This window comes from Salinivibrio sp. IB574 (genome assembly GCF_001996205.1).
GTDB lineage: Bacteria > Pseudomonadota > Gammaproteobacteria > Enterobacterales > Vibrionaceae > Salinivibrio > Salinivibrio proteolyticus.
Window position 1 is genome coordinate 37,281 of the sequence record NZ_MUFN01000021.1, and the last position, 16,973, is coordinate 54,253.

Consider the following 16,973-nt stretch of genomic DNA (forward strand, 5'->3'; position numbering starts at 1 on the left):
TTATAAATTATGAATGTTCTGGGCTTCAAGCTCCTGAAAATACTTCACTGTTTTTACTTTTAGTTCGGCAGTTGAAGGCGCATCGCACACAATCATGGCTTTAGGGTGCAGTTGCAGCGCGGAAACAGTCCATAAGTGATTGACCGACCCCTCCACTGCTGCTTGAAGTGCCTGAGCCTTATTGTGGCCAGTGACCAAAATCATGATCTCTTCAGCATCGAGTAGCGTCCCGACGCCAATGGTAAGCGCGTGCTTAGGTACTTGATTGATATCATTATCAAAGAAGCGAGAGTTTGCCATACGGGTATCTTCGGTCAAGGTTTTGATCCGTGTCCGAGAGGCCAGCGAAGAGGCAGGCTCGTTAAACGCAATGTGACCGTCGTTACCTACACCGCCCATAAAGAGGTGGATCTTGCCGTAGGATTTGATCTTGTCTTCATAACGTTTGCATTCCGCATCAACATCGCTCGCATTTCCGTTCAGTAAGTTGATGTTTTCTTCTTTAATATCAATATGCTTAAAGAAGTTTTCATACATGAAGGTGCGATATGATTGGTCATGATCGGCTGGAATATTGCAGTACTCGTCCATGTTGAACGTTACCACATGCTCAAAGCTCACTTCGCCCTGATTGAACAGGGTGATCAGTTGCTTATAAGTATTCAGTGGCGTACCGCCTGTTGGCAATCCGAGCACAAATGGGCGTTCGGCGCTTGGAGCGAATTTATTAATAGTATCAACGATATATCTAGCCGACCATAGGCCGACCTCATGGCTGGTTTGTAATGGAATGAGTCGCACAGGACACCTCGATAAATCAGTGGGCTTACGGGTACAGCATAACGAATATGCTCATTTATTTTCATCATAAAATAAGTTTTATGATCTGGCTAACATATTTCTCTGTTTTTGGTGTGGATCGGTGATAAATCTCACAAATAAGGGGGTTTTAATTTGCGAGGCGAATTTATTGGCATAAACTGCAATTGACTAACATTGTTTGACAAAAAAAGTGCTTTGGTCATTATCTCACGCGACACGCCAGACGCAGAAAACAACAAATACTGCGGCATGGCTCTGAGAACACATAGGGGGAACGAAGGTGAATATTCTTGGATACGCGCAACGTATAGGTCGTGCGCTGATGGTGCCGGTAGCGGTACTACCAGCTGCAGCGATCTTGATGGGGGTCGGCTACTGGCTTGACCCAACAGGTTGGGGTGGTAACAGCGCATTGGCTGCTTTCTTGATTAAATCAGGGGCAGCGATCATTGATATGGAAAATATGTCTTTACTGTTCGCCATTGGTGTGGCTTACGGCATGTCAAAAGATAAAGATGGTGCGGCTGCCTTGGCAGGTTTCGTCGGCTTTATGGTGATCACCACGCTTTGTGCGCCTGGTGCTGTAAGCCAAATTGGTCTCGTGGATGTTGCACTAGACAACAATGAGCTGGCGTTTAGCAAAATCAACAACCAATTTATCGGTATTTTAATTGGTGTGGTATCGGCAGAGCTTTACAACCGTTATAGCGGCGTAGAGCTGCCAAAAGCACTGGCGTTCTTCAGCGGCAAGCGTTTGGTTCCCATTCTTGTCTCTGTCGTCGCCATTGCGATTTCGTTCGTGTTGATGTTTGTATGGCCGGTCGTATTTGGTGGTCTGGTTCACTTCGGTGAAAGTATCACTAACTTAGGCGCCGCGGGTGCAGGTATCTACGGATTCTTCAACCGTCTATTGATTCCAGTTGGTCTTCACCATGCGCTTAACGCGGTATTCTGGTTCGACACTGTGGGTATCAATGACTTGGGCCGCTTCTGGATGGGCGCACAAGGTCTTGCTTCTGGAGAAGCAATTAAGGGAACCACAGGCATGTACATGGCCGGCTTCTTCCCTGTGATGATGTTTGGTTTACCGGGGGCGGCACTAGCGATTTACCACACTGCGCGTCCAGAGAACAAAGCACGTGTGGCATCTATCATGATTGCAGCCGGTTTTGCTTCATTCTTTACCGGTGTCACTGAACCACTCGAGTTTGCCTTCCTGTTCGTGGCACCTGTGTTGTTTGTGTTGCATGCGTTCTTGACAGGCATCTCTTTGTTCATCGCGGCCACCTTTAACTGGACTGCCGGTTTTGGCTTCTCTGCAGGCCTTGTCGACTTGGTGTTGTCGTCAAAAAACCCCGTTGCTAACGAGTGGTACATGCTACCTGTAATGGGCTTGGTATTCTTTGTGCTTTATTACGCGACATTCCGTGCGGCTATCATGGCCATGAACCTGAAAACCCCGGGTCGTGAAGATGACAGCATTGAAGGCGCATCTGCTGGAAACGCAAATACGAATGAAACCAGCGATAACCGTGAGCTTGCACGTAAGTACCTCAAAGCGTTGGGCGGACACCAAAACCTGACATCTATCGACGCTTGTATCACACGCTTGCGCCTATCGGTAGCAAACCGTGAAATCGTCGATGAAGCGAAACTCAAAGCCATTGGCGCGATGGGTGTCGTGAAGTTAGGGGATAATAACTTGCAAGTCATTCTTGGCCCATTGGCCGAAATCATTGCCGGTGAGATGAAGCAAATCCCGGATAATGAAGATTTGTCTGCAGTGAAATTGCCATAAGCGACCACACACAAAGACAATCTTAACCCGATAACGCCCGGCTAACGCTGGGCGTTTTTTTTATGCACGGGAGGTGGAATGAGCAAAAAAAGCGCATTTAGGGGCATGCGAGGGCGAGTTTAACAACAACTGGTTGAGTAAAGTGCCGGAATAAGAGATCATAGTACCCATGTAGCTGTAAAATTCGCACTGTTTTGATACGAGGTAACCTTGATGAGTGATGCTGAAGCTCGTCCAACCAATTTTATTCGTCAAATCATTGATAAAGATTTGGCGGAGGGAAAACACACATCAGTCGTGACCCGTTTCCCGCCGGAGCCTAATGGCTATCTGCATATCGGTCACGCTAAGTCTATTTGCCTGAACTTCGGTATTGCACAGGATTACCAAGGTGAGTGCAATTTGCGCTTTGATGATACCAACCCAGAAAAAGAAAACGTTGAGTACGTTGACTCGATCAAACGCGACGTGCAATGGCTTGGCTTTGAGTGGGCAGGTAAAGAGCGCTATTCATCAGACTATTTTGATAAGTTGTACGGCTTTGCGGTTGAACTGATTGAAAAAGGGTTGGCGTATGTCGATGAATTGAGCCCAGATCAAATCCGCGAGTACCGTGGTACGTTGACAGAGCCGGGCAAGCCGAGCCCTTATCGTGACCGTGCGGTGGAAGAAAACCTCGCGTTATTTGAAAAAATGCGCGCGGGCGAATTTGCCGAGGGCACTGCGTGTCTTCGCGCCAAAATCGATATGGCGTCACCTTTCATGGTGATGCGCGATCCGGTTATCTATCGCGTACGTTTTGCACATCACCACCAAACGGGTGATAAGTGGTGTATTTATCCGATGTATGATTTTACCCACTGTATCTCGGATGCATTGGAAGGGATCACTCACTCGTTATGTACGCTGGAGTTCCAAGACAACCGCCGCTTATACGACTGGGTGTTGGAAAATATCACCATCGATTGCACCCCGCATCAGTACGAGTTTAGTCGCCTAAACTTGGAATACACGGTGATGTCCAAGCGGAAGCTCAACCAACTGGTGTCAGAGCAGCTCGTCAATGGCTGGGATGACCCACGTATGTTGACGATTTCTGGTCTACGTCGTCGTGGTTATACGCCAGCGTCTATTCGTGAGTTCTGCAAACGTATTGGTGTCACCAAGCAAGATAACATCATCGAAATGAGTGCACTGGAGTCGTGTATTCGCGATGATCTGAATGAACGCGCACCGCGTGCGATGGCCGTTCTAGATCCTATCAAGCTGGTGATTGAAAACAAAACGGATGACGTTGAATGGCTAAGTGCCCCTAACCATCCAAACAAACCAGAGATGGGACAGCGTCAGGTGCCTTTCTCTCGCGAGATCTGGATTGAGCGCGAAGACTTCCGTGAATCGGCTAACAAAAAATATAAGCGTTTGGTGTTGGATAAAGAAGTACGCCTACGTAATGCTTATGTAGTCAAAGCCGAGCGTTGCGAGAAAGATGAGCACGGAAACATCACTACGGTCTATTGCAGCTACGATCCAGAGACGCTAGGAAAAGACCCTGCGGATGGACGTAAAGTAAAAGGGGTAATCCATTGGGTATCGGCGACAGACGCTGTTCCGGCTGAGTTCCGCTTGTACGATCGCCTCTTTACTGTGCCAAATCCTGCAAGTGCAGAAAACTTCGTAGAGACGATTAACCCAGACTCTTTGCAAGTGATGCACGGGTACGTTGAGCCTAGCTTGAAAGACGCGCAGCCTGAAGCTGGCTATCAATTTGAGCGCACGGGCTACTTCTGTGCGGATAACAAAGACAGTCGTGCGGATGCATTAGTCTTTAACCGTACCGTAGGCTTACGTGACACATGGGCGAAGATTGAAGGTAAGTAACCTTTGTCTTTACGCAACGAAAAAGCCGGCATGCATTGCCGGCTTTTTTTATGGGTTTGTCCCGTCCTGAAATACGTTGATATAAAGAGAGCTTCTTTATGACAACATCACGTCACTCAAACCTTGATCATTCAGTCATCATTGTGAATCGATGGATCGGCTTTACAGTCGCCTTCTTGGCAGTGGCCATAGAGATACAAGCTATGGTTGGTAAGACGAACATTAAAACGACCGGCAATTTCCTTTTGACGCTCTTCAATCAAATCATCCGAAAACTCAATGACTTTACCGCAGTCAAGACAGACGAGGTGATCATGGTGGTGCTGAGTCGCTAACTCAAACACCGATTTTCCACCTTCAAAGTGGTGACGGGTGACAATGCCGGCATCATCAAACTGGTTGAGGACACGGTATACCGTCGCTAGGCCAATTTCTTCACCTAGATCAATCAACTTCTTATACAGGTCTTCGGCACTGATATGCTGGCAATCGGGCTGTTGCAGCACTTCTAGGATCTTGAGCCGTGGCAGCGTGACTTTTAGCCCAGCTTGCTTCAACGCCTGGTTATTGTCTGACATGTGTATCTACCTGTTTTCTGCCTGCGAGAGACAGTTTGATTAGCAAGGAAAATATTTATTAAGACTATCAAAATTGCTCGGCGCTCGCCACAGCAAGGAACGTTTAGACGAACGAATTTTGATCATTCTTGGTTGCAACAATGTTTTCGAGATGTAAATATTGTCTGGTAAGACCAGATAAGGACGTCAATCAGTTATGTATCGATTCTATAAACCAAGAATTGTGAAGTGGGCATTAAATAGTTGGCCTCCCTTCTGGGGAGCGGGGATCCATATTGAGTCTATTAGTGACGACTTTAAGTGCGTCAATATGCGGTTAAAACTGCGCTGGTGGAACAAAAACGCGAATAGAACACAATATGGTGGCAGTATCTTTTCACTGACCGATCCTGTTTATGCCTTGATGTTAATGGGCATACTCGGTCCACAGTACCATGTGTGGGATAAACAAGCGGATATTAATTTTATCAAACCGGGCACTACCGACTTATTTGCTGACTTTGTGATTAGCGATGCAGTATTGCAAGACATTCAGCAACAGGCTGGAAGAGGGGATAAAGTGTTACCCGAGTTTGTTGTGCATGTCAAAGACGCGAAGGGGGAGGTGGTAGCTGAAGTGAAGCGCACCTTATATGTGAGGAAAAAACGTCAGTACCGTGACCTAACCCAAGATGCCGCATAGAAAAAACGCCAAGAGAGTCTTGGCGTTTTTGTGGTTCATTGACGAGTTAGTCTTCTAATTCCGCCAAACACATTTCTTCGTAGACCTGTTTCACCCATTTGCTGACACGCTCATCGGTCAGTTCAGGTTGGCGGTCTTCATCCACGCACAAGCCGACAAAGTGATTGTCGTCCACCAAGGCTTTAGAGGCTTCAAACTCATAGCCTTCGGTTGGCCAATGGCCAATGATGGTCGCGCCTTTTGCTTCAACAATGTCACGTACCGTGCCCATTGCATCACAGAAATATTCTGCATAATCTTCCTGATCACCACAGCCGAAGATGGCGACCAATTTGGTTGAGAAGTCAATTTGCTCAAGTTCTGGGAAAAAGTCATCCCAATCACACTGGGCTTCGCCATAGTACCAAGTTGGGATACCCAGCAGGAGAAGATCGAAGTTATCGATATCTTCTTTACTGCTTTTCGCAATATCCTGCACATGGACCATCTGTTTGCCCAGTTGCTTTTGAATGCTCTTTGCAATTGCTTCAGTGTTACCTGTGTCACTACCAAAGAAGAGACCTACACTCGCCATATAAAAAATACCCGTTTTTTTCAGTGGGTTGCTGTTTGCAACTAACTCGAATTAAAGAAAAAGCGGTGCTTTTTCACACTCCTATACGCTAGAGCGTACGTGGGATCATTCTCCGTTTAGGAAAGTCAGCCGATGCCAACACCTTCCCATACCAGTTGAATAACCCCTTTTGTAATAAAACCAACACAGCCTAGTGTGAGAACAAACCAGACAATACGTCGACCAAAAACTGGCACATTGCCTTCTTTTAGTACGTCTTTGATTGCCATTCCGATAAAAAAGAAAATGGCGGCAAAAACGAGGTCTAGGCCAATTTTTTCGAGCAATTGAAAGTGCTCGTAAAGCATGCGTGCCTCCATTGAGCACCGACATATGCGGCGCAATATACCACAAGGGTCACAGACCTGTTAACGCTCTCCCGGCATTAAAAAGCGCTCAATAACGTTGGCAACCACGGCAGGTTTTTCAGCATGTAGCCAATGGCCTGTGCCTGCCACCATGTGCGCTTTCGAATGCGGGAACTGTTCTATAATCGCATCACGATGCTCGGGCAAAATGTATTCAGATTGTTGCCCTTTTACAAACAGAGTCGGGCCTGAATACTGTCCGAATGCCTGCCAGCCCATAATATCGCGATAACCGTGATAAAGATTATCAATATTGAAGCGCCAGGCGTAGTGACCTTGATCGGTTTTATAGAGTGATTTCAATAAAAATTGTGTCACGCCTGGGTTTTCAATCGTCTCATCCATAATCGATTGTGCTTGTTGGCGACTAGTCAGGGGAGTGTCTTGGGTGCGTTTTAGCGCCGTAAACACCGCGTCATGCCGGTTAACTTGATAGTCGACGGGGGCAATATCCATGACCACCAACTGTGTCACGCGTTCAGGAAAGCGCTGTGCGATAGCCATAGCAACTTTTCCGCCCATTGAGTGACCGACCAGCGTCACCTTGTCGAGTTGATGGTGATCCATCCATGCGACAACCGCATCCGACTGTGCCTGATAATCGACCTGCTTAGTATGATAGGACTGGCCGTGATTAGGTAGATCAATTTGATAAACACAAAAGTGATCAGCCAAGGTTTTTGCTAATCCGCCTAGATTGTCGAGATTGCCAAATAAACCGTGGATCAATACGAGCGGTGAGCCTTCACCGCGAGACTTTTCGTTTAATAACACGTTGCTTTTCTCTCAGATTACTGGCTTTGGCGTAGAGTATACCTATCTATCTCTGTATAATCGCCCCGTTAAACGACAAACAGGACTCGATGAAAAACAATGAAGACGATTGAGGTTGACGAGGAGCTATACCGGTACATTGCCAGCCAAACGCAGCATATTGGTGAGAGCGCATCAGATATTTTGCGCCGCTTATTGCTGTCGGATTCGGCGCAGCAGTCAACACAGCCTGCACCGACACCCTCTCGTTCCAGCGGCATCGTAGTGAGTAAAGATGCAGGACGCAGTGCGTCTATTGATCGCGTTAAAGCGATGCGATCGCTATTGATCTCTGATGAGTTTGCAGCGCAAGAGCGTGCAATTGGCCGCTTTATGCTCGTTTTGACCACCCTATATCGTGTGGACCAGCAAGGTTTTGCCGATGGGATGGCACTAAAAGGACGTACCCGTCTGTATTTTGCTGACAATCAGCAAACGTTGTTAGAAAGCGGCAAAACCACCAAGCCGAAGCAAATTCCAGAGACACCTTTTTGGGTGATCACCAACACCAACACCGGCCGTAAGCGCCAAATGGTGGAGCAGCTGATGGAAAAAATGCAGTTCCCCAGCGATTTGATCGAAAAGGTTGTCAACGCGATTTAATCTATGCCACTCATGGGAGACGAGATTTATGGCAGTGCATCCCCAAGCAGGGCAGCGCGCAGACGCCGCTGATTTATGCAATATTCCAGCGCTAGTCACGCGCTTTTTTCAGGCCCAGCCAACCCCCGGCAACCCGGCGCAGCGCGTTGCGTTTGGAACATCAGGCCACCGTGGCAGTGCACTAAATACAACATTCAACCGTGATCACATTCACGCGATTGCTCAGGCCATCTGTGATGAGCGCCGTGCGCTTGGTATCACGGGACCTGTCTTTGTGGGTAAAGATACGCATGCGCTGTCCGAGCCCGCTTTCGGTGCCGTGGTTGAAGTATTGACGGCCAATCAGGTAGAGGTTATTGCGCAAGCAGATCAGGGCTATACGCCAACGCCGGGCATTTCCCAACAAATTCTGGCTTATAACCGTGATCATGCTGAGCAAGCGGACGGGATTGTGATCACCCCCTCGCATAATCCACCGCAAGATGGGGGAATTAAGTACAACCCTCCGCATGGCGGCCCAGCAGAAGGGGCTATCACAAAATCGATTGAAGCACGAGCCAATGATTATATTGATGCTGGCTTAGAAGGCGTGAAACGGTTGGCTATCGACGAAGCACGAGCAAGCGCTTACTACCAAGAGCAAGACTTAGTGACGCCGTATGTCGCTGGGCTCGAACGTGTTGTGGATATTAAAGCCATTCAAGCGGCAGGATTAAAACTGGCTGTTGATCCTCTGGGCGGTGCTGGGATTCGCTATTGGCAAAAAATTGCTGAACATTATCAGCTCGATATTACCCTCGTGAATGAGAAAGTCGATCCGACTTTTGGCTTCATGCCTCTCGACAGCGACGGTGTGATCCGCATGGATTGTTCCTCACCCTATGCGATGGCGGGATTGTTAGCACACAAAGACCACTATGATCTTGCGTTTGGGAATGACCCTGATTTTGACCGCCACGGTATTGTGTCACCAGATGGCTTGATGAACCCTAACCATTACTTGGCGGTTTGTATTGATTATCTTTTCCGCCATCGTCAGCAATGGCCGAGTCGCTTAGGTGTGGGTAAAACACTCGTGTCGAGTGCCATTATTGACAAAGTAGTTGCGGATCTTGATCGAAAGCTGGTGGAAGTCCCGGTTGGATTTAAATGGTTTGTTGATGGCCTGCATCACTGCCAGCTTGGCTTTGGCGGCGAAGAAAGTGCGGGTGCCTCTTTCTTAACCTTGGATGGACAGCCTTGGTCGACCGACAAAGACGGCATTATTCTGTGTTTACTGGCCGCTGAGATCCTCGCGGTGACCGGCATGACACCTCATGCTTACTATCAAACACTAGTGAATAAGCATGGCGATCCCGCCTATAACCGTTTACAAGCGGTGGCGAACAAGCAACAAAAGCAAGTGCTCAGTCAGTTGAGCCCCGAAATGGTGACCGCGGAGACGTTAGCGGGCGATATCATTACTGCAAAGTTGACTCACGCGCCAGGCAATGGTGAAGCGATTGGTGGCTTAAAAGTCGTCACTGACTCTGGATGGTTCGCTGCTCGGCCCTCTGGTACGGAAGAGATCTACAAGATCTATTGTGAGAGCTTTAAAGGTGAGGCGCACCTGCGCATGATCGAAAAAGAAGCGCAACAGATCGTGGATAACGTTTTTGCTGAGCAAGGGGTATAATACGCCAAATATCCCCTCGCGCGTTGTAAAGGCCGTACCGTTAAGGTGCGGCTTTTTTATGTGCGTCTGGCGGCCACTATACTTTAGGCGGTTGAGTTTGAGGCCAGTCCGGGGTGACGACAAACCAGGGCGTGAGATACTCATCAACCAAATGACAAGTGCGTGTCAGCGAAGCCAACGCCGCTGTATCAAAGCGGGGTAAAGTATGAAAATCAGGGATGCTCAACCACTGATCGCGTGATAAAGACGCATAACGACGGTCTTGGGGTAAGGCATCAGGCCAGCACCACCAACCGGTAATACAATCGAGATTGACGCTGGGTGCATCTGGGAGTGGTGCGTTTTGGTGAAACGGCTGGTACAAACGGCCGTGGATACACAGTCGCTTCTTTTGCGGTCGCCATTGTGGGTGGTCGGCTAAAAAGCGGGGATGATCGGACATAGCAAGCTGATGGTTCATCATACGCGCAGCTTTAATGTCTAATGCATCTTTAGCATTTGGACCCAGCCAGCGACCTTGATGGGCAAGATAAAACTTTACTGCGACTTCCCAGTGTTCGAGTTGCTCACCATTTTCAATCAAGAAATCCACGGCGCCAACCGTTTTACCTGCATCATTAATCTGTATCTCTTCAGCAACCACATTAAGGTGAGGTTGCTGTGCAATCAGGTTTGCTAATAGCCATTGGTAGTAAAAGCCAATGCGGTGTGGTCCGCGATAAGACATCTCTGCCAAGGTGTTATCAGCGACTTGCCACGTCGAGGTATTGACCATGGGGAAATCCGCTGAGGATAACAAAGGCGGTTGGGAGCGAATCCAAGCCATATCCTTTGCGATTTGCTGCCGACGGGCAAACAGTAGTGATGTCGTCATTGTAATTTTATTACCTTGTTAATCGATTGTATCGTCGTAGCTGAACGATTTTTGCGCTAATATGTAGTAAACATACTAAACGAATGATATACTTTTCTCACAACTGGTCAGATGAGTGAGGTTAGTCATGTATAAACCGTTCGATAAAACCCAAGTCGTTTTGCGTCGCAGCGCTGTTGTGGTTGCAGGTATTGTATGTGCGCCTACATTAGTGGTGCCACCTTTGGCATCGCGTATTTATAGTCATCTTCATCAAGTCTGGTTAAAAGATAGTACTAAGCCGGTCTGGCTGGCTGAGTCTGAGAAAGCGGGCGGTTTTTTATAAACATCACGCCTTACTGGTTGAGCGGCTAACGGAAACGTTAGCCGCTTTTTTATGTCGATTCCGCACGTTACACTAACATACAACATCTCAAAGCGACGAAAGAGACATCATGAATAACCTCGAACTCGAAGCAATCCTAAACGCAGAGCTAAAGCCCGACCAAATCAAAGACTATAGCCCGAATGGGCTACAAGTTGAGGGACGTGAGCAAGTACAAAAAGTGATTACCGGTGTCACGGCTTGCCAAGATCTGATCGATGCGGCGATTGAGCAGAATGCGGATGCCATCTTGGTACACCACGGTTACTTCTGGCGCGGTGAACCACAGCAAATTCGTGGCATGAAGTATCAACGGATCAAAGCGTTGATTGAAAATGGTATTAATTTATATGGCTACCATTTGCCGTTGGATATTCACCCTACCATGGGAAATAACGCACAGTTGGCTAAGCGATTGGGGATTGAGTTGATTGGCGGGTTAGAACCCGGTAACCCGGTGTCGATTCCTGTTTACGGAAAGCTATCGACGCCGATGACCTTAGCCCAGTTTGAACATCAAGTGGCGACGGTTCTAGCCCGAGCCCCTTTGGTTATTGATGGCGGCCACACCCGTCGTATTGAAACGGTCGGCTTATGCACGGGCGGTGCGCAAGACTTTATCGACTTAGCGGCTAGCCAGAATATGGATGCCTATCTTTCAGGTGAGGTATCAGAACGGACCACGTTCTCAGCGCGCGAGCAAGGTGTGCACTATATTGCCGCAGGCCATCATGCGACAGAGCGTTATGGTGTTAAAGCGCTGGGTGAGTGGTTGGCTGAACAGTATGGTTTAACGGTTGATTTTATTGATATCGACAACCCGGTATAAGTGATTGACGAAAACAAAAACGCCGCCTCGTTGGGCGGCGTTTTTCTGCAAGCAAGGTGTTAGTCTCGCTGTTTCATTGGTGTGAATTCACGTTGCGTGTAACCAGTATAGAGCTGACGCGGACGACCAATACGATTGTTGGGATCGGAGTGCATTTCATTCCAATGCGCAATCCAACCAATGGTTCGTGACATCGCAAAAATCACGGTAAACATTGACGTTGGAATACCAATCGCTTTGAGGATGATGCCCGAGTAGAAGTCTACATTCGGATACAGTTTCTTGTCGATAAAGTAATCATCAGACAGTGCAATACGCTCGAGCTCCATCGCCACATCGAGCAGTGGGTCTTGGATACTCAGTTCTTCCAATACTTCATGACAAGCTTCGCGCATCACAGTAGCGCGAGGATCGTAGTTTTTATACACCCGGTGTCCAAAGCCCATCAAACGGAAAGGATCATCCTTGTCTTTTGCTCGGCCAATAAACTCAGGAATGTTATCGACATGACCGATTTCTTCCAGCATGCGCAAGCAGGCCTCATTGGCGCCACCGTGAGCTGGCCCCCAAAGTGACGCGATCCCCGCGGCAATACACGCGAATGGGTTAGCGCCTGAAGAGCCGGCTAGACGGACCGTCGAAGTGGACGCATTCTGCTCATGATCGGCATGCAGCGTAAAGATTTTGTCCATTGCACGCGCAACTACTGGGTTAACTTCATATTCTTCACAAGGTGTTGCAAACATCATGTGGAGGAAGTTCTCTGCGTAATCTAGGTCGTTGCGCGGATAGATGAATGGCTGGCCAATCGAGTACTTGTAACACATTGCCGCGAGTGTCGGCATTTTAGAGAGCAATCGGAAGGCGGTGATTTCGCGGTGCTGGTCGTTATTGATATCCAGTGAGTCGTGGTAGAAAGCAGCCAGTGCACCGACGACACCGACCATGACGGCCATTGGGTGAGCGTCACGACGGAACCCGTGGAAGAAACTCGCGATTTGCTCATGTACCATGGTGTGGCGCACGATTAACGAGCGGAATTCTTCATATTGCTTTTTCGTAGGGACTTCACCGTAAAGAAGGATATAACAGACTTCTAAGTAATCAGCGTTATTGGCGAGTTGATCAATAGGGTAACCGCGATGCAGCAAAACGCCTGCAGCGCCATCAATGTAGGTGATTTGCGATTCACATGATGCCGTGGCGACAAAGCCCGGATCAAAGGTGAAATATCCATTTGCACCTAATGCACGTACGTCCAAGACCTCTGGCCCGACAGTGCCCCCCATGATCGGCAGTTCGATTGGTGCTTGCCCTTCAATATGTAGGGTAGCTTTCTTCTCTGCCATAACAATCTCCTTTGTTATTTTATAATCCCATCCAGGATACGGACCCGACCGTTTTACCGATCGGCCTAGGTGATGTCAATTTTTAACCTAACGATGTGTGCGCGAGTTAATAACTTATTTGCAATGCGGGTTAAATATCTGTTGTGAGATTCCTGTCAATTTTGAGCGTTTGTAATTGCTTGTTACGCCGCGTATACTTTTGCGAGGTCTCTGGGCATATCAGTATCCTAGAGCGTTTAGGGGCTCAAACACCTTTCTAAATTGACGTGATCCATTTGCTCAAAGTTGCAGTTAATAGCAATAAGGTACGCAAAGCACGTTACACAGATGTTGCAGGTCTTACGCTTTGAGTACTGAGGTTCAGAGAGTGTAAATAACTATAAATGCTCAATGGAGCTGAGTGGGCAATATCGTGAAAGAAAGAAAGTCAAGACCCGTAAACCTCGACATTAAGACCATTCGTTTCCCCATCACAGCGATTGCGTCTATCATGCATCGAGTAGCAGGTGTCATCACCTTCGTCTCGATCGCCATCCTATTGTGGCTGCTTAGCCTGTCTCTCTCTTCACCCAGCGGTTTTGAAACTGCGTCTGCCATCGTCGATAGCTTCTTCGTTAAGTTTGTCCTTTGGGGCATCCTCACGGCGCTTGCCTATCACATCGTAGGTGGTATCCGCCACCTCATGCAGGATATCGGTTATTTTGAAGAGTTAGAAACGGGTGCGAAAAGCGCTCAGGTGGCATTTGCATTGACCGGCGTGTTGTCTGTACTGGCGGGGATTTTGGTATGGTAACGAAAAACATTTCATCGGTGGGGCGTAATGGTGTACATGATTTTGTACTCATTCGGGCCACTGCGATTATCATCACACTTTACACACTTTATATGGTGGGATTTGCTGCATTTGGGCCGGACATTACGTACGCCTCATGGACAGCTTTTTTTGGCCAAACCAGCACGAAGGTTTTTACCATGCTGGCACTGGTGTCGATTCTCATTCACGGATGGATCGGTATGTGGCAAGTGCTAACTGACTACATCAAGCCTGCCTTGCTGCGTGGCCTCCTTCAATTGGGTGTAGTTGCCTTGCTGCTGATCTATGTGTTTGCCGGTTTCTTTGTACTGTGGGGTGTGTAAGTGAGTATTCCAGTTCGCGAATTTGACGCAATCGTTATTGGCGCAGGTGGTGCAGGTATGCGCGCCGCCCTGCAAATTTCTGAACAAGGCCTGTCTTGTGCGTTGTTATCAAAAGTCTTTCCGACTCGTTCTCACACTGTATCTGCGCAGGGTGGTATTACGGTGGCACTGGGTAACTCACACAAGGATAATTGGCAATGGCACATGTATGACACGGTGAAAGGGTCGGATTATATCGGAGACCAAAACGCCATCGAGTATATGTGTAAAACCGGCCCGCAATCGGTCATTGAACTCGAAAAAATGGGCCTACCGTTTTCGCGCTTTGAAAACGGCTCTATCTATCAGCGTCCGTTTGGTGGCCAATCGAAAGAGTTTGGCGGTGAACAGGCGGCACGTACAGCCGCAGCGGCAGACCGAACCGGTCATGCATTGCTTCACACGCTGTACCAGCAAAACATCAAGAACAAAACCACTATCTTCTCTGAATGGTATGCCCTCGACTTGGTGAAAAACCAAGACGGTGCGGTGGTTGGTGCCACCGCGATGTGCATGGAAACTGGTGAGATTTGCTATTTCAAATCGAAAGCTACCGTGCTTGCAACGGGCGGTGCGGGGCGTATTTATCAATCCACCACCAATGCGCACATCAACACGGGTGACGGTGTCGGTATGGCGTTGCGCGCAGGCGTTCCGATGCAAGACATGGAAATGTGGCAGTTCCACCCAACAGGGATTGCTGGTGCCGGTGTCTTGGTGACCGAAGGGTGCCGTGGTGAAGGTGGCTATTTGCTTAATAAAGACGGCGAACGCTTTATGGAGCGTTACGCGCCGAACGCAAAAGACCTTGCTGGTCGTGATGTGGTTGCACGCTCAATGATGATCGAAATCCGAGAAGGCCGAGGTTGTGACGGCCCTTGGGGTCCACACATCAAGCTTAAGCTAGACCACTTGGGTAAGGATGTTCTTGAATCACGCTTGCCAGGTATCTTGGATCTGTCTCGTACCTTTGCGCACGTGGATCCGGTCAAAGAGCCAATTCCAGTCATTCCAACCTGCCACTACATGATGGGCGGTATTCCAACGCAAGTGTCTGGTCAAGCGATCAAACAAGATCCAATGGGACACGACGTTGAAGTACAAGGCCTGTTTGCCTGTGGTGAGATCGCCAGCGTGTCTGTCCATGGCGCAAACCGTTTGGGCGGCAACTCATTGCTTGATCTGGTGGTCTTTGGCCGTGCAACGGGTCTACACCTTGGTGAAACCTTGGCCGCGCAAGTTGAAGCGCGTGATGCAAGCGAATCTGATATTGAAGCCTCTTTAGCGCGCTTGAACCGCTGGAACAGCACGCAAAAAGGCGAAGACCCTGTAGAAATCCGTAAAGATCTCCAAGCGNGTATTCCGCGAAGGTGAGGCGATGGAAAAAGGCCTCAAAGAACTGCAAGAAATCCGTGAACGTTTGAAAGTCGCACGATTGGACGATACGTCGACTGAGTTCAACACTCAGCGTATCGAGTGTTTGGAGCTGGAGAACCTGATGGAAACCGCGTATTCAACAGCGGTAGCGGCAAACTATCGTACCGAAAGCCGTGGCGCTCATGCACGCTTTGATTATCAAGAGCGTGATGATGAGAACTGGCTATGCCACTCCATCTACAATCCAGAAACGGAATCTATGTCGAAGCGCGACGTCAACATGGCGCCAGTGCATCGTGACGCTTTCCCACCGAAAGCGCGTACTTACTAAGGGGGTCGAAAACGATGAACGTTAAGTTTTCAGTCTATCGCTACAATCCAGATGTGGACGATGCGCCATATATGAAGGATTACACGCTCGACGTGCCTGAAGGGTCGGACATGATGCTATTGGACGCGCTCATTCAACTAAAAGAGCAAGATCCGACGTTAGCATTCCGTCGCTCATGTCGCGAAGGTGTGTGCGGTTCGGACGGCGTGAACATGAATGGTAAGAATGGATTGGCGTGTATCACGCCACTCTCATCACTGATGGACAAATCAGAAATTGTGATCCGTCCATTGCCCGGTTTGCCCGTTGTTCGTGACCTTATCATCGATATGAGTCAGTTCTATGAGAACTACGAGCGGGTTAAACCTTACTTAATTAACGATGACACACCGCCATCACGTGAGAACTTACAAGCCCCTGAGGACCGCGCGGAGTTAGACGGCTTGTATGAGTGCATCATGTGTGCGTGTTGCAGCACCTCTTGCCCTTCTTTCTGGTGGAACCCAGATAAATTTGTGGGACCGGCGGGGCTGCTCGCCGCGTACCGTTGGTTAGCGGATAGCCGTGATACCGCGACCGAAGAGCGCTTATCTGATCTGGACGACGCTTTTAGTGTCTTCCGTTGCCACGGTATCATGAACTGTGTCAGTGTGTGTCCTAAGGGCTTGAACCCAACGAAAGCAATTGGACACATTAAGTCGATGCTGATTCAGCGTGGCGTTTAAAACGCTTTCGTACATTAACGTGAACTATAAAGCCCCGTCTACGGACGGGGCTAAATAACAGGTAACCCGGCTTAGAACCGGTGTTTGGATAAATAACTAGTGGTTAAGGGATAAC

The 16,973-nt window shown here is 48.5% G+C and carries 17 protein-coding genes and 1 pseudogene; 11 read left to right on the top strand and 7 right to left on the bottom strand.

What is annotated here, in order from left to right; genetic code table 11:
* Positions 1–801 carry a glucosamine-6-phosphate deaminase gene (gene nagB / locus BZJ17_RS11395; protein ID WP_077455224.1) on the bottom strand — a complete coding sequence of 267 codons (801 nt, stop codon included), beginning with the start codon at positions 799–801 and terminating at the stop codon, positions 1–3.
* Positions 802–1,102: 301 nt separating this feature from the next.
* Here nagB and nagE point away from each other — a divergent pair, with 301 nt between their 5' ends.
* Positions 1,103–2,620: an N-acetylglucosamine-specific PTS transporter subunit IIBC gene (gene nagE, locus BZJ17_RS11400; RefSeq protein WP_077640800.1), complete on the top strand. Its 1,518-nt coding sequence runs from the start codon at positions 1,103–1,105 to the stop codon at positions 2,618–2,620.
* 213 nt (positions 2,621–2,833) lie between these two features.
* On the top strand, positions 2,834–4,501 hold the full coding sequence (gene glnS / locus BZJ17_RS11405; protein WP_077640801.1) for a glutamine--tRNA ligase: 1,668 nt from the start codon (positions 2,834–2,836) through the stop codon (positions 4,499–4,501).
* Between the two features lie 131 nt (positions 4,502–4,632).
* On the opposite strand, the gene fcrX is transcribed toward glnS, so the two are convergent.
* Entirely contained in the window at positions 4,633–5,079 is a 447-nt protein-coding gene (gene fcrX / locus BZJ17_RS11410; protein WP_069588691.1) for a ferric iron uptake transcriptional regulator FcrX, read from the bottom strand.
* 196 nt (positions 5,080–5,275) lie between these two features.
* Between fcrX and BZJ17_RS11415 the strand changes: the two genes are divergently transcribed.
* Positions 5,276–5,761 carry a DUF4442 domain-containing protein gene (locus BZJ17_RS11415; protein WP_069588692.1) on the top strand — a complete coding sequence of 162 codons (486 nt, stop codon included), beginning with the start codon at positions 5,276–5,278 and terminating at the stop codon, positions 5,759–5,761.
* A gap of 46 nt (positions 5,762–5,807) precedes the next feature.
* Here the strand turns inward: BZJ17_RS11415 and fldA are convergent, their stop codons facing one another.
* From fldA to BZJ17_RS11430, 3 genes are all read right to left on the bottom strand, one after another.
* Positions 5,808–6,335: a flavodoxin FldA gene (gene fldA, locus BZJ17_RS11420; RefSeq protein ID WP_077455221.1), complete on the bottom strand. Its 528-nt coding sequence runs from the start codon at positions 6,333–6,335 to the stop codon at positions 5,808–5,810.
* 125 nt (positions 6,336–6,460) lie between these two features.
* On the bottom strand, positions 6,461–6,682 hold the full coding sequence (locus tag BZJ17_RS11425; RefSeq protein ID WP_069588694.1) for a DUF2788 domain-containing protein: 222 nt from the start codon (positions 6,680–6,682) through the stop codon (positions 6,461–6,463).
* Positions 6,683–6,742: 60 nt separating this feature from the next.
* A complete protein-coding gene (locus BZJ17_RS11430; RefSeq protein ID WP_069588696.1) occupies positions 6,743–7,516 on the bottom strand; it encodes an alpha/beta fold hydrolase in 774 nt (257 codons plus the stop codon).
* Positions 7,517–7,615: 99 nt separating this feature from the next.
* Between BZJ17_RS11430 and seqA the strand changes: the two genes are divergently transcribed.
* Positions 7,616–8,158 (top strand): replication initiation negative regulator SeqA, encoded by a 543-nt coding sequence (gene seqA / locus BZJ17_RS11435; RefSeq protein WP_077640802.1) that lies wholly within the window; start codon positions 7,616–7,618, stop codon positions 8,156–8,158.
* Positions 8,159–8,186: 28 nt separating this feature from the next.
* A complete protein-coding gene (gene pgm / locus BZJ17_RS11440) occupies positions 8,187–9,833 on the top strand; it encodes a phosphoglucomutase (alpha-D-glucose-1,6-bisphosphate-dependent) (RefSeq protein ID WP_077640803.1) in 1,647 nt (548 codons plus the stop codon).
* Positions 9,834–9,909: 76 nt separating this feature from the next.
* Here pgm and BZJ17_RS11445 read toward each other — a convergent pair whose 3' ends face one another.
* Positions 9,910–10,707 carry a DUF1853 family protein gene (locus tag BZJ17_RS11445; protein WP_077640804.1) on the bottom strand — a complete coding sequence of 266 codons (798 nt, stop codon included), beginning with the start codon at positions 10,705–10,707 and terminating at the stop codon, positions 9,910–9,912.
* Between the two features lie 127 nt (positions 10,708–10,834).
* Here BZJ17_RS11445 and BZJ17_RS11450 point away from each other — a divergent pair, with 127 nt between their 5' ends.
* A complete protein-coding gene (locus tag BZJ17_RS11450) occupies positions 10,835–11,032 on the top strand; it encodes a DUF2517 family protein (RefSeq protein WP_069588700.1) in 198 nt (65 codons plus the stop codon).
* A 109-nt stretch (positions 11,033–11,141) separates the two neighbouring features.
* Positions 11,142–11,900, top strand: coding sequence for a Nif3-like dinuclear metal center hexameric protein (locus BZJ17_RS11455; RefSeq protein WP_077640805.1), 759 nt, complete (start codon positions 11,142–11,144; stop codon positions 11,898–11,900).
* A 59-nt stretch (positions 11,901–11,959) separates the two neighbouring features.
* On the opposite strand, the gene BZJ17_RS11460 is transcribed toward BZJ17_RS11455, so the two are convergent.
* Positions 11,960–13,249, bottom strand: a complete 1,290-nt coding sequence (locus tag BZJ17_RS11460; protein ID WP_069588389.1) for a citrate synthase — start codon at positions 13,247–13,249, stop codon at positions 11,960–11,962.
* 400 nt (positions 13,250–13,649) lie between these two features.
* Between BZJ17_RS11460 and sdhC the strand changes: the two genes are divergently transcribed.
* The 4 genes and pseudogenes from sdhC to BZJ17_RS11480 all read left to right on the top strand — a co-directional run bounded on the left by sdhC (position 13,650) and on the right by BZJ17_RS11480 (position 16,858).
* Positions 13,650–14,042, top strand: a complete 393-nt coding sequence (gene sdhC / locus BZJ17_RS11465; protein ID WP_077455215.1) for a succinate dehydrogenase cytochrome b556 subunit — start codon at positions 13,650–13,652, stop codon at positions 14,040–14,042.
* The gene (gene sdhD, locus BZJ17_RS11470) at positions 14,036–14,386 is read left to right on the top strand and encodes a succinate dehydrogenase, hydrophobic membrane anchor protein (protein ID WP_077455214.1); all 351 of its coding nucleotides are present in this window, start codon (positions 14,036–14,038) and stop codon (positions 14,384–14,386) included. The genes sdhC and sdhD overlap by 7 nt, the downstream gene beginning before the upstream one ends.
* Positions 14,387–16,133: pseudogene (sdhA, locus tag BZJ17_RS11475) on the top strand (succinate dehydrogenase flavoprotein subunit). It begins immediately after the preceding gene.
* Positions 16,134–16,147: 14 nt separating this feature from the next.
* Complete coding sequence (locus BZJ17_RS11480) at positions 16,148–16,858, top strand: succinate dehydrogenase iron-sulfur subunit (RefSeq protein WP_069588383.1); 711 nt, start codon at positions 16,148–16,150, stop codon at positions 16,856–16,858.
* Positions 16,859–16,973 lie beyond the last annotated feature (115 nt).